Annotated in this window: 27 protein-coding genes; 10 read left to right on the top strand and 17 right to left on the bottom strand. The window is 39.1% G+C overall.

Translation table 11 applies throughout. The features are described 5' to 3' along the window. Positions 1-56: 56 nt before the first annotated feature. From D0469_RS21150 to D0469_RS14180, 4 genes are all read right to left on the bottom strand, one after another. Positions 57-215, bottom strand: coding sequence for a hypothetical protein (locus D0469_RS21150; protein WP_158553480.1), 159 nt, complete (start codon positions 213-215; stop codon positions 57-59). Between the two features lie 205 nt (positions 216-420). Then, positions 421-999 (bottom strand): branched-chain amino acid aminotransferase, encoded by a 579-nt coding sequence (locus tag D0469_RS14190; protein ID WP_117327396.1) that lies wholly within the window; start codon positions 997-999, stop codon positions 421-423. 56 nt (positions 1,000-1,055) lie between these two features. Continuing rightward, positions 1,056-1,700 carry an NUDIX hydrolase gene (locus tag D0469_RS14185; RefSeq protein WP_117327395.1) on the bottom strand — a complete coding sequence of 215 codons (645 nt, stop codon included), beginning with the start codon at positions 1,698-1,700 and terminating at the stop codon, positions 1,056-1,058. Between the two features lie 307 nt (positions 1,701-2,007). Continuing rightward, on the bottom strand, positions 2,008-2,346 hold the full coding sequence (locus D0469_RS14180; RefSeq protein ID WP_117327394.1) for a hypothetical protein: 339 nt from the start codon (positions 2,344-2,346) through the stop codon (positions 2,008-2,010). A 309-nt stretch (positions 2,347-2,655) separates the two neighbouring features. Here D0469_RS14180 and D0469_RS14175 point away from each other — a divergent pair, with 309 nt between their 5' ends. Next, positions 2,656-2,931: a YqhV family protein gene (locus tag D0469_RS14175; RefSeq protein WP_117327393.1), complete on the top strand. Its 276-nt coding sequence runs from the start codon at positions 2,656-2,658 to the stop codon at positions 2,929-2,931. 107 nt (positions 2,932-3,038) lie between these two features. On the opposite strand, the gene D0469_RS14170 is transcribed toward D0469_RS14175, so the two are convergent. After that, a complete protein-coding gene (locus D0469_RS14170) occupies positions 3,039-3,893 on the bottom strand; it encodes a deoxyribonuclease IV (RefSeq protein WP_117327392.1) in 855 nt (284 codons plus the stop codon). 264 nt (positions 3,894-4,157) lie between these two features. After that, the gene (locus D0469_RS14165; RefSeq protein ID WP_233523063.1) at positions 4,158-6,740 is read right to left on the bottom strand and encodes a helicase-related protein; all 2,583 of its coding nucleotides are present in this window, start codon (positions 6,738-6,740) and stop codon (positions 4,158-4,160) included. Positions 6,741-6,885: 145 nt separating this feature from the next. On the opposite strand from D0469_RS14165, the gene D0469_RS14160 reads away from it, so the two are divergent. Both D0469_RS14160 and D0469_RS14155 read left to right on the top strand, forming a co-directional pair. Next, a complete protein-coding gene (locus D0469_RS14160; RefSeq protein WP_117327390.1) occupies positions 6,886-8,040 on the top strand; it encodes a hypothetical protein in 1,155 nt (384 codons plus the stop codon). Between the two features lie 47 nt (positions 8,041-8,087). Beyond that, positions 8,088-9,494 (top strand): hypothetical protein, encoded by a 1,407-nt coding sequence (locus D0469_RS14155; protein ID WP_117327389.1) that lies wholly within the window; start codon positions 8,088-8,090, stop codon positions 9,492-9,494. Between the two features lie 189 nt (positions 9,495-9,683). On the opposite strand, the gene D0469_RS14150 is transcribed toward D0469_RS14155, so the two are convergent. From D0469_RS14150 to D0469_RS14135, 4 genes are all read right to left on the bottom strand, one after another. After that, on the bottom strand, positions 9,684-10,133 hold the full coding sequence (locus D0469_RS14150) for a CoxG family protein (protein ID WP_117327388.1): 450 nt from the start codon (positions 10,131-10,133) through the stop codon (positions 9,684-9,686). A gap of 95 nt (positions 10,134-10,228) precedes the next feature. Beyond that, positions 10,229-10,540: an MGMT family protein gene (locus tag D0469_RS14145; RefSeq protein WP_117327387.1), complete on the bottom strand. Its 312-nt coding sequence runs from the start codon at positions 10,538-10,540 to the stop codon at positions 10,229-10,231. A gap of 173 nt (positions 10,541-10,713) precedes the next feature. Further along, positions 10,714-11,541 carry an adenosylmethionine decarboxylase gene (gene speD, locus D0469_RS14140; protein ID WP_117327386.1) on the bottom strand — a complete coding sequence of 276 codons (828 nt, stop codon included), beginning with the start codon at positions 11,539-11,541 and terminating at the stop codon, positions 10,714-10,716. Between the two features lie 503 nt (positions 11,542-12,044). Then, positions 12,045-12,824, bottom strand: a complete 780-nt coding sequence (locus tag D0469_RS14135; protein WP_158553478.1) for a potassium channel family protein — start codon at positions 12,822-12,824, stop codon at positions 12,045-12,047. A 236-nt stretch (positions 12,825-13,060) separates the two neighbouring features. On the opposite strand from D0469_RS14135, the gene D0469_RS14130 reads away from it, so the two are divergent. The 4 genes from D0469_RS14130 to D0469_RS14115 all read left to right on the top strand — a co-directional run bounded on the left by D0469_RS14130 (position 13,061) and on the right by D0469_RS14115 (position 14,926). Next, positions 13,061-13,297, top strand: coding sequence for an alpha/beta-type small acid-soluble spore protein (locus tag D0469_RS14130; protein WP_101591889.1), 237 nt, complete (start codon positions 13,061-13,063; stop codon positions 13,295-13,297). Between the two features lie 214 nt (positions 13,298-13,511). Beyond that, positions 13,512-14,084: a YitT family protein gene (locus D0469_RS14125; protein ID WP_407675746.1), complete on the top strand. Its 573-nt coding sequence runs from the start codon at positions 13,512-13,514 to the stop codon at positions 14,082-14,084. 5 nt (positions 14,085-14,089) lie between these two features. Further along, positions 14,090-14,425: a hypothetical protein gene (locus tag D0469_RS14120; RefSeq protein WP_117327384.1), complete on the top strand. Its 336-nt coding sequence runs from the start codon at positions 14,090-14,092 to the stop codon at positions 14,423-14,425. A gap of 138 nt (positions 14,426-14,563) precedes the next feature. Beyond that, a complete protein-coding gene (locus tag D0469_RS14115) occupies positions 14,564-14,926 on the top strand; it encodes a VOC family protein (protein ID WP_117327383.1) in 363 nt (120 codons plus the stop codon). Between the two features lie 39 nt (positions 14,927-14,965). Here the strand turns inward: D0469_RS14115 and D0469_RS14110 are convergent, their stop codons facing one another. The 4 genes from D0469_RS14110 to D0469_RS14095 form a co-directional block, all read right to left on the bottom strand. After that, positions 14,966-15,442 carry a YbaK/EbsC family protein gene (locus tag D0469_RS14110; RefSeq protein WP_117327382.1) on the bottom strand — a complete coding sequence of 159 codons (477 nt, stop codon included), beginning with the start codon at positions 15,440-15,442 and terminating at the stop codon, positions 14,966-14,968. A gap of 961 nt (positions 15,443-16,403) precedes the next feature. Continuing rightward, a complete protein-coding gene (locus tag D0469_RS14105) occupies positions 16,404-16,601 on the bottom strand; it encodes a hypothetical protein (protein ID WP_117327381.1) in 198 nt (65 codons plus the stop codon). Between the two features lie 495 nt (positions 16,602-17,096). After that, complete coding sequence (gene clpP / locus D0469_RS14100; protein ID WP_117327380.1) at positions 17,097-17,669, bottom strand: ATP-dependent Clp endopeptidase proteolytic subunit ClpP; 573 nt, start codon at positions 17,667-17,669, stop codon at positions 17,097-17,099. Between the two features lie 104 nt (positions 17,670-17,773). Continuing rightward, the gene (locus D0469_RS14095) at positions 17,774-18,493 is read right to left on the bottom strand and encodes a sigma-70 family RNA polymerase sigma factor (RefSeq protein WP_117327379.1); all 720 of its coding nucleotides are present in this window, start codon (positions 18,491-18,493) and stop codon (positions 17,774-17,776) included. A 213-nt stretch (positions 18,494-18,706) separates the two neighbouring features. On the opposite strand from D0469_RS14095, the gene D0469_RS14090 reads away from it, so the two are divergent. From D0469_RS14090 to D0469_RS14085, 3 genes are all read left to right on the top strand, one after another. Next, positions 18,707-18,901, top strand: a complete 195-nt coding sequence (locus D0469_RS14090) for an alpha/beta-type small acid-soluble spore protein (RefSeq protein WP_101591900.1) — start codon at positions 18,707-18,709, stop codon at positions 18,899-18,901. An 82-nt stretch (positions 18,902-18,983) separates the two neighbouring features. Next, positions 18,984-19,118 carry a hypothetical protein gene (locus D0469_RS21905; RefSeq protein WP_267897313.1) on the top strand — a complete coding sequence of 45 codons (135 nt, stop codon included), beginning with the start codon at positions 18,984-18,986 and terminating at the stop codon, positions 19,116-19,118. A gap of 187 nt (positions 19,119-19,305) precedes the next feature. Next, positions 19,306-20,136 carry an undecaprenyl-diphosphate phosphatase gene (locus D0469_RS14085; protein WP_117327378.1) on the top strand — a complete coding sequence of 277 codons (831 nt, stop codon included), beginning with the start codon at positions 19,306-19,308 and terminating at the stop codon, positions 20,134-20,136. Between the two features lie 363 nt (positions 20,137-20,499). Here the strand turns inward: D0469_RS14085 and D0469_RS14080 are convergent, their stop codons facing one another. From D0469_RS14080 to mug, 3 genes are all read right to left on the bottom strand, one after another. Beyond that, on the bottom strand, positions 20,500-21,258 hold the full coding sequence (locus D0469_RS14080; RefSeq protein WP_117327377.1) for an exodeoxyribonuclease III: 759 nt from the start codon (positions 21,256-21,258) through the stop codon (positions 20,500-20,502). A gap of 87 nt (positions 21,259-21,345) precedes the next feature. Then, the gene (locus D0469_RS14075) at positions 21,346-22,077 is read right to left on the bottom strand and encodes an AAA family ATPase (RefSeq protein ID WP_117327376.1); all 732 of its coding nucleotides are present in this window, start codon (positions 22,075-22,077) and stop codon (positions 21,346-21,348) included. A 57-nt stretch (positions 22,078-22,134) separates the two neighbouring features. Next, positions 22,135-22,647 (bottom strand): G/U mismatch-specific DNA glycosylase, encoded by a 513-nt coding sequence (gene mug, locus D0469_RS14070; RefSeq protein ID WP_117327375.1) that lies wholly within the window; start codon positions 22,645-22,647, stop codon positions 22,135-22,137. Positions 22,648-22,686: the final 39 nt, after the last annotated feature.

Genomic DNA, 22,686 nt, shown 5'->3' with positions numbered 1-22,686 from the left:
TTGCAACCGACTCTACTTCCACTCCATTTGCTCTTCCCACAGCATATTTGGATCAATCACATATTCTGGTGGGCGATTCGTGACCGGAGTTCAGCATGCTGATTTGGGTTTTCTTTAAATAATTGTTGAATACTTTCTCTCAAGTTCTCTATGCTGATATAGGTCACATCAATGGATGGAAACTCCAAAAAACTGAACGTCTTAACATTAAGCATCCAAGGACCCTTCCAAATTTTTGTGTTATAGGCATCAAGTTGTTTTTGCGCCAGTTCAATGCCTCCATGCTCATATGAGTAGTGTCTCCTGAAAATCTATTCATAATCTTATTCTTTTTTTGCTCATGCAAGCGTTGTTCTCATCTTCGCTTTCCCTGTGTTAACCGGTATGTATGTTTTTTTGACTGTATTAGCATACAAAATTTTATACGGCTTCTACTGATTCTGCAAGCTTAAATAAAAAACTGTATATTAATTGGTAGGCATCTCCAATTGACATTTCATCATGATAACCGTCTACGTAATTTAAGGTGAAATTCAGGTTCCATAAGCCATCTTCAGCGCTGAACATTAAACTGAATCGGGCTTCCTTTCTTTGAAAATGCTGCTGGAAATATTCTCTGATAGATTTTTCATATTTCTTTTGAAGTTTTAAGCCGAGAAGTGCATCATATGTTCGGAAAACATCGTCCATTTCTAAAGAGACAGCATCCACGCCAATTATGTCAAACCATTTCGATTCCAGGTAAATAAACACATTTTGCTGTTCTTTTAAATAAGTGATCGGCTGGTTTAAAAAGTTTGAAGACTCTTCGGAAATGATATTTTCTGATTCTTTATCACATTTTTCAATATAGGCATCCTGAAATCGTTCTGCAGGATTGACCTCTGTTACATCCTCCGCCGCAATAAGGTTATGCTTCACTGCATAGTCCCTTTCCTCCTTGAAAAGGGAAAGGTTTTGAGGGATAGCGGTAAGTTCTTCTATTCGTTTTTTTAGCACTGATAAGATCCTCCTTTAATTCCATAAATAATAATATCAGTTGGTTTTATTACAGCCTAACTGCCCTCGATCGGGTATTGACTATGTTGTTTAAGTATCTCGACAAAATGAGCAAGGATCCTTGCGGTCATGCCCCAAATAACCCTATTTTCATAAATATAAAAGTATTCTTCTATCTGTCTGGCCCGCCAGTTATAATTCTCTCCGCCTACTATTAGGTCAAACGGAAAATCATTTTCGGGTTCCGCTCTAAAGTTCACCTGATATATTTTAGGGTCAGTTTTCATTAAAAAGGATAATGGCACCGTGAAAATTTCACCAACTTCCGCCGCATTCGGTTTTATTTCCTGTATATTTTTTATTAGACCCATATAAGGGTAAACAATCATTCCAAATGGGGAAATAAGATAATCCAGAGGATAGACGTCTGAAATGTCCCCTTGTTTAAGCCCCAATTCTTCTACCGTCTCTCGTATGGCTGCCCCTTTTTCGTCCGTGTCATCGGGATCAATCCGGCCGCCTGGAAAACAAATTTCACCTGGTTGCCGCCTTAACTTTAGTGAGCGGACTTCAAATAACACATGAAGTCCTTCTTCTTTTTCAATTAGCGGCAGCAGCACAGAATATTTTGAAAAGCTTCTGCTGCCGAGTATGGTTGGTGTATGAGTTTTGATTTTATGTAAAACGGATTCCAGCTTCATCTTTGTCTCCTCTCTTTTTCTATTTCCAAAATAGAGACTCTTTATCTTAAGCTTATCCTTCGTTTGGCTATCTATTCTTTACCCAGTAATCTTGTAGTACTATGCATTGGGCGGTTGCTTTCACCACCCCTCTGGTAAATTATACATCATTTAGTGCTGCTTCTTCAGTGATAAGAAACGCTACTCAATAATTTGTCACGTTTGCCTCCACTGTCTTACGAATGTCTTCTCTTATTTTTGTATAAAAAACGGGCTGTCCAAGCAAGAATGTACGCCAGGACAACCCCTATGAAAACTTTTAAAAAAGTTATAAGGCAGAAACAAATGGTTTAACTTCTTCTTTTTCTTTCACTTTATCTATTTTATCTACAAACATTTGAAATACTTTTTTCTTTTCTTCCAGATCCTTTATCTCTTCTTTCAACTGATTGTATCTTTGTTCAAAAGGTTTATGGTACAGCTCACGGATATTTCGGATTATTTCGTCATTCACAGTCGATTGAACAACCTGTTTTGTGATGCTGAATTTATAGGTATACACCTGCAATTCACGTTTCATTTCTTCATATTCATGATCTATATCATTTAACAAGGCGCAAATTTCTACTTTCCACTCTTCCAATGACTTTTTTACATGCTCTTCCATACGTCAACTCCCTTTTCAATTATCATTATGTATCGGAAAAAATGCTTTTCCAGTTATTTTATCATTTAAGTTTTTCAGTATCTTTTCTATCGAGTTACAATAACAATACTTTTAAAAGCGTCCGCACATTGATTTCCGCTTACTGAAGGAAATTTACAAACTAATGGTTTTCTAGCTGGTACGATATTTAGAAAATGGGATTAAAGATAATAAATGTGCTGTGAGTTTATTTCGGAAGGAAAATAGTTGTCCTGCTGCTCTTCTGTAATGCATATAGTGTTAAGAGGAACCTTTCAAAGGAGGACATATATGTTTGTTGTATTTGAAAAAGCGCTACTGCTGATGGTAGTTTTAAGATTAATCTCCGGCAGTATTGAAATATTTGCAGCGGGATTAATGCTTAAACTTAACGATGTAGAAAAAGCTCTTATTGTAAACAGCTCTCTTGCCCTCGTAGGTCCAATCATTTTGATCACGACCACTACAATAGGATTGTCAGGTTTGTCTGAAAAGCTTTCAATTTCTAAAGCTGTGTGTATCTTTACGGGTGTTTCATTGATTTTATTAGGCATTAAAATGAAATAACCGAACTTATACATAAATATATTATTACATGTTTAATATCTATAAAAAAGTGCCGCTATCTGGATAGTGGCACTCACAGAGTGTAACGAATTAATAACTGTATCCCATTACTTTTGTTTAAATTGAGTGTTGTCCCACTTCTCCATTAACATTGCGATTTCTTGTTGATGAGTGACACCCTCATCGGATGGTGTTTCAAGGATAAATGGTACATGTTTAATGGCAGGGGCATGGACAAACTCTTCAAATAGCTTTTCACTAATATAACCGCTATTAAATATATTGGCATGCCTGTCCTTCATGGAGTATGTTGGATATTTAGAATTATTCAGATGAATGGCCTTAAGATGTTCGAAATATCCAAGCTCCTCCCCTTTTGAAAAGAACTCATCAGAATTATCTTCATTCCAAATTCCGCTTGCAAACGCATGGCATGTATCCAGACAAAACCCGATCTTTTCCGGGTAATTGCAGAGGCTTCGAACCTGGACAAGCTCTTCCAGCGTGGTACCCATCAGCCCGTGTTTTCCTGCATTATTTTCAAGTAAAATCATGCTTTCCCCATCCCACTGTCTTAGGACAGTATTAAGCATTTCTATCATTAATTGATATCCTGCAAGCGGATTATTTTCTTCCGTCCGATGTCCAAAATGGACAACAACCCCTATTGAACCGCAGGCTTCCACAATTTCTAAATCATTTAGCAGCGATTGAATTGTTAAATCTTTTTTAGATTCTGTTGGTGTAAGGCTTGTGGGATAGGGTGTATGAGCTACTGAAATTAATTGATTCTCCTCGCAAAACTGTTTACAATGTTCTGCATCTGATCGATCAAAATTTTTAATCGTTAAACTTCTAGGATTTTTCGGGAAATATTGATATGCAGCTGCATTGAAGCTGGCTGCGAGTTTTGCCGCCCCTATATACCCTTCTCTTATGCTTACGTGACAGCCAAATTTCATAGGATCCCGCCAATTCCGGTAAACTTTTTAGTGTCTCTCAATTGGCACTGCTGTCTGGCTCACGTGCCCTTACAGCAGGCAATAATTTTTCTAGTATAAGGATGCCCGTTCGTAACCTATAAGTACCGATTAATTTAACAGGATTTCCGTTTAATTCAGTTTGAGTTTCGCTTCAGCAACATTCTATTCTATGCTAAATCGCCGGAGCAAGCTAAGAACCGGTTTGAACTATACTTATATTTCATTTCCCTTTTGAACATCAAGTTAATGCCGGTCACGTCGGCCTCTGCTTCTTCGGGCATAGCGAGTTGAATGGCATGAGTCACAGATTTGAAAGGAATGATCGAATGGGAGCTTCTTTCCGCACTGCCTGCACGTTTTCTGATAATTTTTCACTTCGGATTTTAAATGCTCATGAACTTCATCACTAAGTTCTTCCCTGAGCCTTTCCCAGTAGGCAGCTTCGGTTCGCATGTCCAATCGGTACAAAAACAAGAGGTGAAGACCGATTGATTTATAAGACAGCTCGATTTCCTCCAGGCTTCGCTTTTTAATGACCGGTTCTGGCAGTTCGGTTCCCCTTACTATTGCATACATGGTATTCTGCCATTGTACCGTTAAAGCTGGCTCTTTTTTCGAAAAGGGCAGATGCAAAAACCCGTACAAATCCATCATCGATAGGCGGGCTTCGATCTCAGTTCCCCTAATCAATTCATAAAGCTCGCGTTCCTCTGTAAGGGCTGCTTTTTGTGTTCCTTTAGGGCTTTCAAATCGTTCCCAAAGATCAAAAAAAGTCCCAATATCGCGATAATACTTTTGAAAACGCTCAAACACTGCATTGGTCGGTGCGATTGCAAAGGTATCCACAGGCTTATCTTCCTGTTCAAGCAGCCGTCTCATCGTTCTGATATCTGACATGAAGGCTACTCTCCCAATGTCATAAATCCCTTTTCTGCCAGCACGCCCTGCGATTTGCTTGACCTCCTGGGATGTTAGGCGCCGCCTTCTGGTACCATCAAACTTCTCGTTTTCCAAAAAGACAATACGGGCTATCGGCAGGTTTAATCCCATGCCAATTGCATCTGTTGAAACCACCACTGAAGTCTCTCCATTGATGAATCGCTGCATTTGCTTAATCCTGGTTTCAGGGGGCATGCTTCCATAAATCATGCTGACTGAATGGCGGTTTCTTTGAAGCAGGGAAGCAGTTTCAAGTACCTGCCTTCTGGAAAAGCAAACGAGGGCATCCCCTTTCTTAGTGTTTTTCAGCGAAAACTCTTTAGATTCCACCTGGAGCGGAATATCGCGGCTATAGTCATGCACCTCAATGCTTGAATCTCCCAGTAGCTGGAGCAGCATTTTTTTAATATTTCTGCTGCCTATAATATGCACTTCTCGGGCATTTGCTTTTGAAATGGCTTTGTACCAGGAAAAGCCTCTATCCTTATCAGCTAACATTTGGGCCTCGTCAATGACTACCACTTCGTAAAAATCTTTTTCATGAAACATTTCAACTGTACAGGATATATGGTGTGCGCTGGCAGTTATCTTCTCCTCTTCTCCTGTCTTTAGGGAGCAAGGTACCCCTTCTGAGTTCAATTTATCATATACTTCCAGGGCCAACAGACGGAGCGGGGCAAGGTACAGCCCGCTGTCTGCCGCTTTCATGCGTGTAAGTGCCTGGTGAGTCTTGCCGGTATTAGTTTCACCGATATGAAGAACATAATGAATATTTTGGCGAAGAGATGGGCTATATTCCCGGCCAAAAATATCGTTGAGCATTCTGGCTTCTTCTTCCTGCTTTCGCAAAATCGCTGCCTTTTCCTCGGCTATTTTCCGCTCTCGTTCAGCTATATCCCGCTCATATATTTTTCTGTGAATCGCCTCATCGAATGGTATATCTGCAATTGCCAGAAGATCGGATAAAAACTCTTCCTCCAGCCGGGTTAGAATATCCTCCGTATAAGCTAAAATGGAATCTTCAAGCCAATCCAATATGACCGAAGCTGTTAAATCTCCCGATAAAGCGTCCTTGTAATCGGAAAGAGTTTCTTCTGAAATTGTACCTATCGTCTTATCTGCCGAAAGTTTTGCAATATATTCTGAAAGAATCCTTTGATAGCGATAATAATATGTCTCATATTCAAAAAAGGTTCTGCCCCATTCGACTGCCTGGTGAATTTCACCGGTTAATTCATCAAAAAATTGGGAGACGGTTGAGTAATCAGCTGGTTCAAAATTTCCATCAAATTCGAGCATTTCTTCCAGCCTATAAGTGTCAATTGCCTTGTACTTCGTATTGTGTTTAAAGTCTTTAACCAATTGTTTGGCTGCATAATGCCTAATAAACAAATAAAAAAGCTCATAATTTTGCTCGAGTATCTCTAATACCGACCTATCAATATTAGCTCGTATATTTTCTCGTTTTTTGGCCCGCTCTTGTTCTTGTTTTCTTTGAAAATAATGTTCCCTTGCATTGTGATAGTGTTCTTTCCATTTTTGTTCATTAACCCTAAAGGATTCATTCAGCCATACTATCGCATCGAAGGGCTGATAGGTCCTTATTTCATTGCGGAAAATCTGGTTAATGAACTTTCGGTCAACCCCTTCTACTTCGAAGCCTTTCTCTCTGAGATATTCCTTCTTTTCCTTTTTAGGCACACTGTTGGAAACTTTATTCAACCAGACATTTATCCATATCTGTTCGATATATTCGCCTCTTTCATCAAGATAGTGTTTAAGAAGAGGCAATGATTCTTTGTTCCCAAGAAAGCGATCAATATCATCTAGAATCTTATGTTTTGTTTGTTCTACCGCTTCAGGATAGATAGCAGCTAATGATTTCACAGGATGGACTCCTTCTTTGTTCTCTATTATTATCATCCACAATTTTTTTACAGGTATTTACAAAAATTACACTTTTATGAGTTTATTCCTATTACCTCCGGGTATTTCAGTAAATGACCTAATGTGAAGGGAGGTGAAAGCAAGGATGAAGTTACTTTGGTTCCAAGGAACAATATTGGCAGCCATATGTATAATTCCCTCCTCTGTAGTGGCGGATCGCTTGCTGGAATCGGTGACAAACGAGGTAAGTACAATTGGAACGGATCCCGTCAACAATTCGGAAGTAAATATTACTAAAGAACCATCTTTGAAGGTTCAATCGAGCATCGCAGACGCGGAAGTATCATATGATCCCTCTATAAAAGTTAACACAAACATCAAAGAAGCGGAAATTTCAACTGAGCCTCCTGTAAATGTGATCAGTCATAGTGCGGAGTCTGAAGTTTCTTCACAACCTTTTGTAAAAGTTAACACGGAGTCTGCTGATGTGGAAGTGTCACAAAAAGCTGCAGTAAAAGTTGACACTGGGGTTGCTGATGTTGAAATTTCACGAAAAGCTGCAGTAAAAGTTGATACTAAGGTTACAGATGTAGAAATTTCACCAAAAGAACCGGTTAAGGTTGAGACTAGTATTGTGGTTTCAGAAATTTCACCAAGGCCTTCCCTGAACATTGAAACTCATACCCGAGAGGCAGAATTATCTGCTACCCCTGTTGCTAATGACGATAAGGCTAGTAGCAATATTGAGTTCAAGCATGATTCTCTCGATAATAAACAGCCAGCTGTATTTGTCCCGTCGAAAGAAGAACCGAAATCAGCTGATGGCTTCCCTAAAAATGATAGGGTTATAGCTTCAAACATGCCTGTGGAGTCCATCTCCGTAATTAAGCAGAGCTCGATGAGGGGTATAGAGAAAGTTTCAGAGGCCCGACAAGCCGTAAATATTGCTGGGTACGATGAAGCTGCCCCAGTTATCCAGAGTGCAGCCTTACAGCCAAAAACATTTGGAAATCCTGACAAAAATGCAGGCCTTGGGAATATGTCCAATGCCAAACGACTCTTACATCAGTCGCCAGTCCTGTTTGTAAATGCCAACAATGGAATGGTTGGAACCAGTGCAATGGCAAACGGTTTTACGGGATTCGGTTCAGCCAGCGGAGCTCCATTTATACTAGGTAACTGGGAATTAATTTATCTGCCTGTTGGACAAGCAGCTTATTTAGGAAAAATTGATTTTTTCTTTGACCAATGGCTTAATGCTCCACCTTCCCAGCCGCCTGAAAGTCCTTCTTTCTTATAAGTTTAAAAATATAAAAGACTAATAAGAAGAAGGAGCGAATTAAAGAAATGAAAAAAATACACTTTATTCAAACATTTGCAATTGCGGCTACATTAGGAATTTTTGCTGGAGGATCCATCAGCTTTGCAGAAGAAAACAAGTTAAGTTCGGTTAATGCAGGTGATCTTTTAGTGAAATCTGCTGAATTGGCAGGAACCCGTGGTGAAGCCATATGGGATAAAGATCAGGCAGGATCTTTAAATAATCAAACAGCTGGAAATGCAAATACTGATCTGTCAGTTGATGAGGAACAATCTTCTGTATCTGCCGAATTAAATGCTGATAGTGAAACTTCAATGAATGGTGAAAATTCAACCTCTGTTCAAGGAGCAGCAAAAGTCAATGCCGATGTGTCAGCTCCTGAGGAAGAAACTAATGCAACAGTGGAAGCAAATGCGGACAATGCAACTTCAATGGGTGGTGAATCAACCTCTGTTCAAGGAGTAACAAATGTGAATGCCGATGTGTCAGCTCCTGAGGAAGAAAATTCTGTAACAGCTGAGGCAAATTTGGAGAATGCTACTTCATTGGGTAGAGTAGAATCTTCATCAACCCAAGCAACTGGCAATATCAATGCCAATGTATCTGTTCATGATGATGAACTTTCTGTATCAGCGGATTCAAATGCAGAGGCTTCAACTCTGTTAGGTGAAAACGAAGAGTCAGCAGTCAGTGAGATTATCAACAATGCTAACCTTGGCTTTACATCCAACACAGAACATGAAGAAACCTCTTTAAATGTAAATGCTTATGGACAAACCGCTGTCACTACTGAGTTGGCAAAAGACAACTTATTTAGTGATTTAATCGCAAACACTGATCTAAGCCTTGAAAGTGAAGAAACGTCTATAATCGGTAAAATGGAAGTAAAAGGCGCTGCTGCGTCTGATTTAAATGAGGAATATTTATTCAGCGAATTAAAGGGCAACGCTGATCTTGAGGGGACATTTAACATCGAAGGTGAAAAAACATTTTTACTAGCAGCATTGGATGCAAACGCTGCCGCTGATTTTGGAACTTTAGAAACATTAGTATCCAATGAATCAATGGCGAATGGGTATCTTATGGTAAGCTCGGATGCGGGAGTCACTACTAAGGAACAACAAGGAGAAAAGTATCAGGGTGCAGCCACAGATGCCCAAGGCGCTGTATGGACTGAATCTGAAGAAGTAATAACATCCGTTCGGTTCACTGGAAACTCGGATGCGGGAGTTTCTTCTAATGAGAAACAAGGAGAAAGGTATCTGGGTGCAGCAACAGATGTGCATGCCACTGCAGGGACTGATTCCGATGAGGTATCAGCATCCGATGAGTTCACAGGACACTCTGATGCTGGAGTCACTTTATACAAAGAAGAAGGAAATACGTCTATTAATGCAGATACAAGTTCGGAAACAACTGTAGCGGTTAACTAAGAAAAAAGTACATTTTCCAGTGATGCAATTCAAATATACATGCTCAGTCAAATGAGGAATATGTATCATCAAATACAGAATTAGAAGTATCTGGCAGCAGTGAAGCGTAAATTCTTGAAAATTACAAATGAGTAATAAAAAATACACCGTATAAAGAAGATTTCTTTTTCCGGTGTATTTTTTTTCGGTTTAACCTTTTTTCGTTTCGAGTATTTTACTCGCTACTGCTTCAGCCAGTTCTTTAGCTGTTTGAGGAATATTGATTTTGAGAAGGCTATTTGCCACAGGTGCGGTAAGGCCCCTAGCCGTAATATCGAGGCTGCCTGTCATTTTTGTTTGCTGAGTACTGATTATCTCTGCTTTAAAATAGCCTCCTCCGGTAAAGTTTTCATTTAAGCCGATTAATTCAAATAATACTTCTCGGGGTTCATTCCATTCTGTAATTTCCACTTGCATGCAAATTTCCTTTTTGATGATTCCAAGATCGCTTACAAACGTCCACGTAGAACGCCTGTCATTTAGAATTTCGTGGCTGATATAACCTGGAACTAAGGGAGCCCAGTTTTCCATTTCGCAGATAAAATTCCAGACATCCCGAGCCGGCACTGGAAGATCAATCATATGTACTCCGCTTGGCATAGCTATCCCCTCTTTCAAAGAGCATTCCCTAACAAATTATGAACAACCGGTCGTCCCTTAGTACCTCCATTATATTTAGAATTCTCTTTTACTCCTTAATCGGCAGGATTAAATCTGTACTTTTCAAGGTTTACAAAGGAATGATTATATACTTCCACACCTTCTTTTTGCAGAAATGATTTTTGTGTGAAGAAGGCTTCTTCATCCTTTATTCCAATTTCCCCTTTTGAGTTAATTACTCTATGCCATGGTAAACGGTGTTTTTTGCTCATGGAATGAAGGATTCTGACAATCTGTCTGGCCCCTCTTGGACTTCCCGCCAGTTTGGCAATTTGGCCGTATGTCATCACCCTCCCCTCTGGAATACTTTTTATGATTGCTATAGCTCTATCTGTAAAAGTCTCCATTCCCTTACCTCTCGACTTTATTTTCGTTCCAATAGATTTTCTTTTCATTCAGTTTACCTTATGACTCTTCAACAGGAATAGTTTTTATGCCTTATTAATCACAATCTTATCTCTCTAGGCCGGCAGCAAAGAGAAAACCCTTCGAAAAATATGAAGGGTTTGTACTGCTAAGCTTAATGGTCGTCTAAAGATCCTTTGTTAATGTTTTTACCATAAAAAATTTCATCCATTTCCGTAGTTAGCCGTTCTGTTATTTCCTCTACCTCTTCCGGCTTTAATTTATCCTTTGTATAGCCGAAAAGGTAATTATTTAAGTCAAATTCTCTTAGCTTACATTTTGTATGGAAAATGTGTTCCTGATAAACATTTACATCAATCATGTCATAGGATTCCTGGATTTTTTCCGGTATATAGTTTTGGATCGAACTGATATCATGGTCGATAAACAGCTTTTGGCCGTTAATATCGCGTGTAAAGCCCCTCACCCGATAATCGATTGTCATGATATCTGTGTCAAATGAATGGATTAAATAATTCAACGCTTTAAGAGGTGATATTTCTCCGCAGGTTGATACATCAATGTCTGCTCGGAATGTACTGATACCTTCTTCTGGATGGTATTCCGGATAGGTATGGACAGTGATATGACTTTTATCAAGCTGCATGACTACTGAATCAGGAAGGGGCCCTGGGGATTCAGCATAGGATTCGGTAGGAACTTCTACAACCGGGCCCTCTGATACCAGGATGGTTACGCTTGCGCCTTGAGGCACATAATCCTGTTTTGCGATATTCAAAACATGGGCTCCGATTATGTCTGAAACATGCGTTAAGATTTTGGTTAATCTGTCAGCATTATATTGTTCATCTATATATTCAAGGTAAGCTTCCCGTTCTTCTTTTGAACGGGTATAACAGATATCATACATATTAAAGCTCAAGGATTTTGTCAGATTATTGAAGCCGTGTAATTCGATCCGCTGCTCTGGTGTTAGTGTCATGTTTTGTATTCCCCTTATTCTTTTTTGATTATGTACATTCCTCACGCTTAAATATTTGTATGATACCCAATCTGTTTAATAAAAAACATACAGTAATCATGTAAAATGCAGCTTCTCCTCAGGTAGGAAAGCTGCCGGTAGTGCGGTTATTTACTTTTCATGCTGATAAACAAATTAAATGTTGCTGAGGTTACTAACATCGACAAAGATATTTAATGTAACCAGCCTTTTGATGATCTAAAATACCAACTAACTTTCTTATTTACCCGGTTACACTCCATAGCAATCGAATTAATATTTGGTTAATTTTTTTGGAGAACGGTGACTGCATAGCGGTCTGGGACCTGTAATGACTCAACCAAAGGATTTGATCTAATACATAATCTAAAATTAATAATTTTTATTTATGTGTACTAAAATAAAAAAACGCCTACATTGCCTACAGGGCATCGAAGGTTTATATCTGCAAATTATTTTAACTTCACGATGTTCCTGGATCTGAGTTATTCTTCTCGCATTTCAAATTCAGGGACAGCTTTATTGATCAAACTTTTAACCATTAATTCACTTGCGAACCTATTTGTCTGAATAATACCATCTGCACCTGCCCTCAGAGCATTGGGGATGTATTCCTTTGTCAGGATTTCTACTAGGCAAAAAACATACGGGTTACAGCCCTTTACTGCTAATAGGACTGTAATGGAAAACATATCTGTTTGAAATTCATCCTGATTTAAATCTGACGTAATCAACACCTTTTCAGCGTTTTTTATATTAGCTTTAACAAGAATTTCATCCAGGTTGGCTTGTCCGCGGATAAAATGGACTTTCTCTGGAAGCGGATGTCTGCCCAATGTTTCATCTATCAGGACAATGGGGGTCTTCGGCTGTAATATGTTCAGCTCTCTAATGATTTCTTTAGCTCGTTCATTCCATCCAACAATAATTATATGTCCATTTTTTCTAAAATTCATCATTCCCTCCATAAATTCATGTTCGGAAGACACAGCCATTGCCGCGACGGTGGCAAAATAAGAACTGACTAGACCGGCCCCGGAGAAAATCAATATAATCCCGATGGTTTTTCCCAGCATCGTGGAAGGGGCGAAATCTCCATAACCAACAGTGGATATCGTCACAACCGCCCACCAGATCCCATCAAATACATTAGTAAAAGTTTTAGGTTCTGCCAGGTGAATAATCACCCCAAAAGTGATGAAAAAAATGAATATCATTATTAACAGTCTCATTAGTCTTTCATATCGCGGAAAACCTCTGCTCATTCGCCTAACTCTTAGCATTGGATCACTCCTGGAATTTGAAGCGTGCATAAATCCTTTTTTATTATTTTTCCAACAGTATGTGTCCATGTGCAGTTAATTTTGGAAAATAAACCCTGCCTGAATTAAGCATGGGTTTTCTGCTGGATTTTATAATCACTGAACCCATAATTTACAAAGTATGTTTTAACACGCCTGGAGGGAGATTAATATTACTAGCCGACAAGGAGGTGAAATACATGTCACGACGCAGTGGTGGTGGAGGACGTAATCGTCTACTAGTTCAAGGAGCTGAAAATGCTGTTGAGCAAATGAAATATGAAATCGCAGCAGAATTCGGTATCCAGCTTGGAGCTGAGCAAGTTTCTCGCGCTAACGGTTCTGTTGGAGGAGAAATCACAAAACGCCTTGTAGCAACAGCTCAATCTCAATTAGCAGGAGCTTTTGGTCAACCAACAGGTCCTTCTAGAGGCTAATACCAATTTAATAAAAACATGGCTTTAGGCTACCCGTCTATCCGGGTAGCCTTTTTATGCTTTAAAGAAGATGAAACCGGCTAAGGTCAAGACATAAAATTCTTACACTATTGCTGCCCACCTCACATGGAACCGAATCACCCTATCGCATAAAAATAGTCTCAAATAAACAGCTTGGACGTATATATAGAAAATAAGTTAAAGAAAAAGTAAGGTGATTATTATTCTCCAAAAACTGGTGGCCGTTGTTATTGGAAGTCTATTATTGGCAATTGGGATTAATGGTTTTCTTGTCCCCCATCATTTAATCGATGGAGGCATCATTGGAATAGCACTTATTCTGCATTATTTTTTTGATTTTCAAACGGGCGTCACCATGGTTATACTTAGTATTCCTCTAGTTCTTTATGCATGGCTATATCAGCGGACCTATTTTTATAGCAGTATTCAAGGCCTCCTATTGTCGTCTGTTTTTATTGATTGGTTTAGCCCATTGAGGACGGTGTTTCCTGTTCCCATTTATGTTAGTGCTATTATGGGAGGGTGTATCATCGGGCTTGGTATCGGATTGATGCTCCGTTATGAGACAAGCACCGGCGGAACCGAATTACTCGCAAAATTTATTTCAAATTCCTCTTCACTGAATATAGCCATCGTGATTTTTATTATTGATGGCCTAATAGTTACAGCCGGATCATTAACATTAGGGGCACAGAGCTTTGTGTTTTCCTGCTTTACAATTATGATTATTGGAATTATTACGTCTGTACTGGAGATATCTGATTAGTAAACATGGTTGGTTTAAGTATACTTGCTAAGGAGGTTACCATTATCAGCGAATTAAGTTTATTAATGAAAGCTGCAGTATCGATTGTTATGATGTTCGTTTCACTGCGGTTTCTGTTTCAGCAGCATATTTATCGTTCATCCTATCGAACGGTAAAATTCTACCTAATGTTTTTGATAGGCTCGATTCCATTAATTTATGTTGTATATATAGATGCCATATCTTCTTTAGATAATGGAAACCATATCAATCATGATGTGATTTTTTATGTAACATGGATTATTACCGTTATTGTATTTGCTATCGGATATTACAAAAGGGGAAGAAATATGCGGATATAATAAGCATTTTTTATTGATTGTTATTATATAATCGCCATTATTGTAGTTTGGCTCTAAATCATCACATCCAGTATAATAATGGAATCTAAACAGTTTTTGTGAAAAGAGATAGGCAAAACCATTTAATGGAGGATCTTAATGATCAAGAAAATAGCTACCGTTGCGGTATATGTAGAAGATCAGCAAAGAGCAAAAGCTTTCTGGACTGAAAAGGCAGGTTTTGAGGTCAATGCCGAGCATCAAATGGGTCCCAATGCATATTGGCTTGAAGTAAGTCCAAAAGGCGCTGAGTCCCATTTGGTTATTTACCCTAAGGGTATAATGCCAGGCTCCGATGAAATGAAGGCATCAATAGTTTTTGAATGTGAGAATATTTTGTCGGTTTATGAAACAATGAAATCTAATGGTGTTGAATTTATAGACGAGCCTAAGGAAATGCAATGGGGAACGTTTGTTCAATTTAAAGATGAAGACGGCAACCAGTTTTTATTAAAAGGATAGCTTTTAAAGCAGGTTTCGACAATCGAAACCTGCTTTTGCTTAGCGCACCAATTCAACTGTTTGAGTATTTATTACTATGCCCTTTGTAATTTCCTGAAGCTTTTCAAATGAAATCGGCAGTGCAGAATGAGGTGTTCCAGCTGCTGTGTATACTATATCGAACCGTCTCATTGATTCATCCAAAAAAATGGGCACTTCGTGGTTCAAAGCAAAGGGACAGACTCCTCCTACTTTATATCCTGTGATTTCGTACACTTCTTCTGGGGCAGCCAGCTTTGGCTTCCCTGCACCAAGCAGTGATTTTACCACTTTTTGATTTATTCGCATATCTCCTGCTGTAACAAATAACCCGTAGCTTGCTCCTGATTTAAAAAGTATCGATTTAGCAATCTGCGCACCTTCTACTCCCAGCACCTTTGCCGCCTCATCTACAGTATTAGTATCTTCTTCGAAATGTATTGGTTCCAGGCTGGAATCTAATTGTTTTAAAAACTCGCTCACTTTTTGAAATGACATTGTAATCCTCACACCTACAATCTTTTAAAAATTAGGCTATGTTAAAGCTCAATGCTGATTTTGACACTTGTTGATGTCTAGCTGCAGCGCCCGGCCCCGACACACAGGACGTTCTAGTGCCGACGGCTGCCAAAGAAGCGATCCTAGTCGGCCTCGATGTCATAAGCCAATCGCTGCCGGAAGGTAAAAAGCGCCTTCTGTCAGCGCTTGTCTTATAGGTGGCGGGGGCCTACACGATGTGGGGCAGAACGGCGTTGCCACAGGACGTGGCGAACTTATCCGTTCTTCCCCTTTAAGGATGTGCTGCCGACGACGTTCCTTATGGCAGGGCGCTTTCGCTTTTCAATATTGGAGCGAAAGGTACGAGACTTCTCGAAAATACATTCGCATTTTTCTGTGCGGTGTTTATTCGGGGAAGCCAATTCAACGTCCTGCGGGAAAAACAGTTCAAGGGAGACCCCACAGGCGACGAGGAGGCTTCCAAACCGCCTGTGGAGAAGTGAGTACCTGGAGCGGAAATCAACAGACAAGTTTAACAGACCCAAAAAATAGAAAAATTTATTTTCAAGCATACCATTTTTAGTTTTAAAATAGTAGTCAGACAATTTAATGTAAGAAGGAAAATAGTCGCTCTTTGTCAAAATAAAAATCCGAATCCACTCACAACAATGGTCTTGGTATGATGGTAGTTTTAAAATTGTCCAGGATCATAATGGAACGATTACGATTCGGAGTGCTCCCAAACAAGGAACAAGATTTTAAATCGCCTTTCCTGTAATTAATTGAGCGAACGTCAAAAGATCGCAGCTTATCGGCTGTGATCTTCTTTTGTCACAGTATTTTTTATAAGTACACATGTCTAGCTCCATGGTGCCTGCATGTTTCTTATCTCGGGACTACTCTTTTGGTACCCTTTTAAGAAAATATCCGAATTCATTATTCTTTATTTTTGTGCTGCAAATCATTGAAAGTTTTTTCTTAGTGCTTTTTGCTTGTTCATTACTTCGTAAGATTTTTCGATAATATCTGTTAGTACATCTCCTTTATAGACTCTTCCAATTTTGGTATTTTCCTGATAATATTCTACAATTTCATCAAGCTTTTCTAAAGTATCCTGAGTAATTCGCACGTTCAATTGTTGTCTATTTATTCCAGCCATATTACCCTCCACAATAAGTTGATATCGGTTGCTAGCAGTTGGCTATCCGGATGATAACTATCGCTAGCAAAGTGATAACCGCGTAGCTACCAACATATCTTAACTTATTTTTTCTCTGACAACAAATAATTTTTGTCCCTTTTTGTCAGTTTCCCTTACCGCTGGACGATACCACTTTATAATGAAACCAATAAATTAAGTATCAGGAGTGTACGGAAATTGGGAAAATTAAAGGCGTTAAAATTCAGGCAAAAGCAGATTAGAGAAGGAAGACTGGACGCCTCAAAGGTACGCGGAAAATTGAGTAATATCTTACCAATTAAAACGAAACTATAATCTTTATATCAAAGTATCAATAAACATAAGAAGAACCATTTTCAGCATGGGTATGATGAGAATGGTTCTTTTAATTTAAAGCTATGATGGCATACTTTTTAACAAAAATATCTAGCTTGGCCGACCAGGGTGTTTGCGCTTTTTACATCTAATGGCATTTTAAAGAATCTCGTCAATGATGCCGTATTTCTTAGCTTCCTCAGCACTCATAAAATAATCCCTGTCGGTGTCCTTTGCCACTTTTTCAACGGGCTGTCCTGTTTGTTCCGCTATCAGATAGTTAATGTGCTCTCTTAATTTTAAGATTCGGCGCGCTGAAATTTCAATCTCCGTTGCTTGCCCCCTTGCTCCACCAAGAGGCTGATGGATCATAATTTCGCTATTGGGAAGTGCGTACCGCTTACCTTTTGTTCCTGCAAGGAGAAGCAATGCCCCGAAGGAAGCGGCCATTCCGGTACAAATTGTTCTTATATCAGGTTTAATATGCTTCATCGTGTCGTAAATCGCGAACCCTGCAGTGGTTGAACCGCCCGGGCTGTTTATATATATGGAAATATCTTTATCAGGGGCATCCGCTGCCAGAAATAGCAATTGGGCAACAACGGTATTGGCAGTATGGTCAGTAATTTCCTCTCCAATCATGATAATCCTGTCTTTCAACAACCGGGAATAAATATCATATGAACGCTCACCGCGACTTGATTGTTCAATGACATATGGAATTGTACTCATAATTTTATCCTCCTATTTTTCGTTTAATTATATTGAGCCATGTTGCTCACTCATTATCTAAACGGTACAGGGGGATAAAAAGATACGCGGTTTAATAAAAAAAACTATGCAGCCACACGGAGACTTGTTGTGCTGTTTGAAAATACTGTTCTCTTACCGAATACGCATTGCGGGTTTTGGGCTTCGCTTTTTAATGAACGAATCATTGGTATAGCTTTTATCAATTTACCAGGATCCTGTACTTTTAAAGCTGAATAAAAAAGTTCCATTAGTATGTGTTCATCTTCATCATTTTCTGTGTCGGAAGGGTGAGGTTTCAGGTGATCGGCTGACTTTTCCAGCCGTTTCTTTGCGCGATGCAGCGCCCCTTTTACCGCTATTTCGGTTGTTTGGAGAATATCGGCAATTTCACTGTTCTTATATTGAAATGCTTCTTTTAGCAGAAAAATGGCTGATTGTTTTGGAGTCAGGTATTTCTGCAATGTACCGACGATGCCATCAATTTCTGCCAGCCTTGCTGTATCCTCACTTTCTGCATTTTCCGGGACAGTCCCGAGTACCTCTTTTTTACTTTTTCGAATGGAATCAATCCAATGGTTATATGCAATTTTATTAAGCAAAGCTGGGCTCACTTCCGGCTTATATCGATAATGCTGGATCGCTTTGAGAATGGCTTCCTGGGCTATATCATCGCCATCCCATTTATTTTGGGTCAAAAACCGGCAGTATTTTTGTAAAGCTGGATACTTCTCTTCCCAAAAAGTATCAGCCTTTTCATGAAACTGATCGTTGTTGCTATGCAAATAGCTAACCTTATTCAACATGGCAGTACCCCCTTAAACCGTATTTTTATATATAAACGGATGAACTGCTAACAAAGATACGGGTAAAAACAATATATTATATTTTATTTTAGACAGTCTAGCTTAGAATTACCAAAAGAATGCTGGAGTTTTGCCTGTTTATTTTTACTCAAACGGATACCTTATATATGAGCAATGATTTATTGCTCAATTACTCGTCGGGAGTGATGTAGCATGGCCAGAAACAAACTGTTGGTACCGGGTTCAGAAAATGTTCTGGAACAGATGAAAAATGAAATTGCCAATGAGTTTGGAGTTCGACTTGGTGCAGATGCGACCGCGCGTGAAAATGGTGCTGTAGGCGGCGAAATGACAAAACGTTTAATCGCCTATGCACAGCAGCAACTTGGAAACCAGCAAGGTCAATAACGCTGAGTTCCTTTGAAGAGGCCCATTCGGGTCTCTTCTCCCACTAACAAAAAATCCTGAACGATTAGAGGAGGAAGCTGCTATGACCAATCGTAATGATAATCGCGAACGAGTAAATAAATATCCGAATAACCTCAAAAATGGTACCGAATTCGCTCAGGACATTAACATTCGCAGTGAGATCACGAAAAAAGATTTAAGAAACAGAAATAAATAATTCAGATTTCCGTACCTCCCTGGCGGCTGTCGCTTGGGAGGTTTAATTTTACCATTTTTTCAGATTTCGTATAAAATGAAGGCATCAATCCTGTTCTTCATATATAATAGGATAGGTCCCTCTTATTGTTGCATTGTAGCGGGCACAGGCAGACTGACATAGAAAAAATGAGGAGTAATACAGAACAATGGATTTTTTAATGTTATTGAAAGCAATTATTTTAGGACTTGTCGAAGGAATAACCGAATTTGCACCTGTTTCGTCAACAGGCCATATGATTATTGTCGATGATATGTGGCTTCAATCAAAGGAGTTCTTAACGAAGCCAATTGCAAACACATTTAAAGTTGTAATTCAGCTTGGCTCCATTCTTGCAGTGGTCATTGTGTTTCGAAACCGATTTATTGATATGCTAGGATTAAACCGCCTTTTCAAAGGAACCGAGCAGCATACACAAGGGCTAAAGCTTTCTCAAGTAATTGTAGGCTTGATACCTGCTGGAGTTTTAGGAGTATTGTTTGAGGATTACATAGATGAACGTCTCTTTTCTATTTCAACTGTATTAATTGGATTGGTGATTGGCGCCGTATTTATGATTATCGCTGATGTTTTTGGACCGAAAAAAGCAAAGATAGATTCTGTTGACCAGATAACATACAGACAGGCATTAACCATTGGATTGATTCAATGCTTTTCGCTCTGGCCGGGATTTTCCCGCTCAGGATCAACGATTTCTGGGGGTGTCCTGTTAGGATTGAGCCACCGTGCTGCAGCAGACTTTACATTTATCATGGCTGTGCCGATTATGGCTGGCGCCAGCTTCCTTTCTTTGGTCAAAAATCTGGAGTACTTTACGATGGATGCAATGCCATTTTTTATTGCCGGATTCATAAGCGCGTTTATATTTGCGTTAATCTCGATCCGCTTTTTCCTAAAGCTGATTAATAAGATAAAATTGGTGCCATTCGCGATTTATCGAATTGTGCTGGCCGCCGTTATTTATATAGTTTATTTTTAAAAAAGCCGGTTTCGGAGCATGATATGTTCCGAAACGGCTTTTTATCATGATTGTATAGTGAAAATATTTATCAAGAAATCGGTATATTTCGAGAGTTTGATAAATATCCGAAGTTGTGCGATAAAATTTGGAGGTCGACGATATATAGCAATTAGGCATTACCCAGAGGCGGTATCTCGGCAAATTTCATAGCTAAATTGCTGTGAACAATGGGATGAGTATTGATGAAAAGCAGTCGACTTATTAAGTTAATTATCAATCGGCTGCAGTTTCACCTGAAAAAAGTGTTTAATATAAGCGAAATGCCTCGAAAATCATAAAAGACCGGATAAATTATATCCGGTCTTAATTGAACATATAAAATTACTCAAAGTCCAGCTCCAGAACTACCGGGCAGTGATCGCTGCCCATTATGTGTGAATGAATGTGGACGTTTTTCAATGAATCTTTTAATCTCTCAGAAACAATAAAATAGTCGATACGCCAGCCAATATTACGTTCTCTCACTTTATTCATGTACGACCACCATGTATAGGCATCCGTTTGATCAGGGTTAAGATATCTAAATGTATCAATAAAACCGGATTCAAGCAGCTGGGTCATTTTTTGGCGTTCTTCTGGGGTAAATCCGGAGTTTTTGAGGTTGGACTTAGGGTTTTTTAAGTCGATTTCCTGATGGGCAACATTTAAATCACCGCAAAAAACGACGGGCTTAACCTTGTTCAATTCCTTCAAATAATCCCGGATTTCGTCTTCCCATTGGAGCCTGTATTCAATGCGGGAAAGGTCTCTTTTAGAGTTGGGTGTATAAATGTTTACCAAATAAAAATCCTCAAACTCCAGGGTTAAAGCCCTTCCCTCCGGCTCATCTTCGCGCTGTCCGATTCCGTATTTCACACTGATTGGTTTTTTCTTAGTAAAAACCGCTGTGCCAGAGTAGCCCTTTTTCAGCGCATAGTTCCAATATTGTTCATAGCCATCAAGCTCCAATGTGATTTGGCCTTCCTGCACCTTTGATTCCTGAATGCAAAAAATATCTGCATCTGCTTCTTTAAAATAGTCTAAAAATCCTTTTCCCACACAAGCTCTTATTCCATTCACATTCCATGAAACCAATTTCATTTCTGTATGTTCGTCTCCTTGCTGCTGGCAATACACCGCTTAATATTAAATCTATAATTACTATACCATGTTGATCTATTTTATTCTTTAATCGTCCTCTTCCAGGAATAATTCCTTTAAGTATTGGTCTCTTCTGTTCAGAAAACCTTTCATTATCTGATAATGGTTTGTCATTTCATATTGTACTTCCGAAATTTCACCTTCGTCAAAATTGTAGATTGTCGCATTTGGATAGCCGAGAAGTATCGGAGAGTGAGTGGCAATAATAAATTGGCTTTCGTCTTTAGATGCCAGGTCATGCAGAATTCGAAGAAATGCAAGCTGTCTTTGGGGTGACAAGGCAGCCTCTGGCTCATCTAATAAGTAAATGCCTCTTCCTTTAAACCGATTCAGGAAGAGAGCAAGGAACGATTCGCCATGTGATTGATGGTGCAAAGATCGGCCGCCATAATTGGTAAAACCAGTATCATCATCTATTTCTTCCAGATGGGTTGCAAAATGATAAAAAGACTCCGCACGAAGAAAGAAACCATTCGTTATTTTTGGCAGCCAAGAAAGTGTAATATAATAGCCAAGCTCTGATTCAGAGGCATGCAGATTATAATAATTATTACGTCCTCCCCCAGCTGTATTGAAACCGCATTTTTCAGCTATGGCTTCTAAAAGCGTAGATTTTCCTGAACCATTTTCTCCCACAAAAAAGGTTACATTATTTATTATCTCCATTTCCTGAAAGCTTCTGATCGAGGGAATGGAAAATGGATATTCATCTGTATTCGGTATTCTTTCTCTTTGAATAGTAATTTTTTTTAAAGACATCTTATCAACCTCAGCCTAATCAGATTCAATAAATTAGTTAAATTTTTTGGTGCTTTATTATTTTAACGAAACTAGTAAATCTGTCAATTCGTGATAAATTCCCACAACCTCTTTCATTTTCATCCGCACCAGCCCGCTGGAGGATGGAGCAACGAAGTCAATAGTTCCCGGCACCACAGTTACATCCTGTCGGCCCCATTTAATGTTATTTTTTTTACTGAATTGCTGATAAACTCCTTTCCCTACATAACAGGCGATTTTTGGTTTATAGGTTTGAATTTTTCTTCTTAGTTCTAGACGGCCTTCTTGATATTCTTCTTTCGTAATTTCTTCTGCGGCTTTCGTTGGCCGAGAAACGATATTTGTTAATCCATATCCAAGTTCCAGAAGCTCATGGTTTTCTTCAGGCCGGAATTTTCTTGTTGTCAGTCCTGCTTCGTGCAGAATTTTCCAGAACCGGTTATTGGGATTCGCATAATGACTGCCTGATGTTCCTGAACGAATACTTGGGTTAAAGCCGATGAATAAAATATCTAGATTTGTTTTTATATGGTCAGGAATAGGATTCACTCTCTCGCCTCCTATAATTTTACATAGAAAAACGGCCCT

It is taken from the genome of Peribacillus saganii (genome assembly GCF_003429095.1).
Classification (GTDB): domain Bacteria; phylum Bacillota; class Bacilli; order Bacillales; family DSM-1321; genus Peribacillus; species Peribacillus saganii.
The sequence above is the reverse complement of the archived record's forward strand: the minus strand, read 5'-3'. Positions and strand labels throughout refer to the sequence as shown.

Excerpts from the sequence above, each read along its gene's own strand:
- D0469_RS14180 (WP_117327394.1), bottom strand. The coding sequence starts at position 2,346 with ATGGAAGAGCATGTAAAAAAGTCATTGGAAGAGTGGAAAGTAGAAATT.
- D0469_RS14150 (WP_117327388.1), bottom strand. The coding sequence starts at position 10,133 with ATGCCAAGCGGAGTACATATGATTGATCTTCCAGTGCCGGCTCGGGAT.
- D0469_RS14105 (WP_117327381.1), bottom strand. The coding sequence starts at position 16,601 with ATGGCTGGAATAAATAGACAACAATTGAACGTGCGAATTACTCAGGAT.
- D0469_RS14110 (WP_117327382.1), bottom strand. The coding sequence starts at position 15,442 with ATGTCATTTCAAAAAGTGAGCGAGTTTTTAAAACAATTAGATTCCAGC.
- clpP (WP_117327380.1), bottom strand. The coding sequence starts at position 17,669 with ATGAGTACAATTCCATATGTCATTGAACAATCAAGTCGCGGTGAGCGT.
- D0469_RS14090 (WP_101591900.1), top strand. The coding sequence starts at position 18,707 with ATGGCCAGAAACAAACTGTTGGTACCGGGTTCAGAAAATGTTCTGGAA.
- D0469_RS14175 (WP_117327393.1), top strand. The coding sequence starts at position 2,656 with ATGTTTGTTGTATTTGAAAAAGCGCTACTGCTGATGGTAGTTTTAAGA.
- D0469_RS14130 (WP_101591889.1), top strand. The coding sequence starts at position 13,061 with ATGTCACGACGCAGTGGTGGTGGAGGACGTAATCGTCTACTAGTTCAA.
- D0469_RS14155 (WP_117327389.1), top strand. The coding sequence starts at position 8,088 with ATGAAAAAAATACACTTTATTCAAACATTTGCAATTGCGGCTACATTA.
- D0469_RS14160 (WP_117327390.1), top strand. The coding sequence starts at position 6,886 with ATGAAGTTACTTTGGTTCCAAGGAACAATATTGGCAGCCATATGTATA.
- D0469_RS14115 (WP_117327383.1), top strand. The coding sequence starts at position 14,564 with ATGATCAAGAAAATAGCTACCGTTGCGGTATATGTAGAAGATCAGCAA.
- D0469_RS21150 (WP_158553480.1), bottom strand. The coding sequence starts at position 215 with ATGCTTAATGTTAAGACGTTCAGTTTTTTGGAGTTTCCATCCATTGAT.
- D0469_RS14170 (WP_117327392.1), bottom strand. The coding sequence starts at position 3,893 with ATGAAATTTGGCTGTCACGTAAGCATAAGAGAAGGGTATATAGGGGCG.
- D0469_RS21905 (WP_267897313.1), top strand. The coding sequence starts at position 18,984 with ATGACCAATCGTAATGATAATCGCGAACGAGTAAATAAATATCCGAAT.
- D0469_RS14120 (WP_117327384.1), top strand. The coding sequence starts at position 14,090 with ATGGTTGGTTTAAGTATACTTGCTAAGGAGGTTACCATTATCAGCGAA.
- D0469_RS14085 (WP_117327378.1), top strand. The coding sequence starts at position 19,306 with ATGGATTTTTTAATGTTATTGAAAGCAATTATTTTAGGACTTGTCGAA.
- D0469_RS14080 (WP_117327377.1), bottom strand. The coding sequence starts at position 21,258 with ATGAAATTGGTTTCATGGAATGTGAATGGAATAAGAGCTTGTGTGGGA.
- D0469_RS14145 (WP_117327387.1), bottom strand. The coding sequence starts at position 10,540 with ATGGAGACTTTTACAGATAGAGCTATAGCAATCATAAAAAGTATTCCA.
- speD (WP_117327386.1), bottom strand. The coding sequence starts at position 11,541 with ATGACACTAACACCAGAGCAGCGGATCGAATTACACGGCTTCAATAAT.
- D0469_RS14095 (WP_117327379.1), bottom strand. The coding sequence starts at position 18,493 with ATGTTGAATAAGGTTAGCTATTTGCATAGCAACAACGATCAGTTTCAT.
- D0469_RS14135 (WP_158553478.1), bottom strand. The coding sequence starts at position 12,824 with ATGAGCAGAGGTTTTCCGCGATATGAAAGACTAATGAGACTGTTAATA.
- D0469_RS14185 (WP_117327395.1), bottom strand. The coding sequence starts at position 1,700 with ATGAAGCTGGAATCCGTTTTACATAAAATCAAAACTCATACACCAACC.
- D0469_RS14075 (WP_117327376.1), bottom strand. The coding sequence starts at position 22,077 with ATGTCTTTAAAAAAAATTACTATTCAAAGAGAAAGAATACCGAATACA.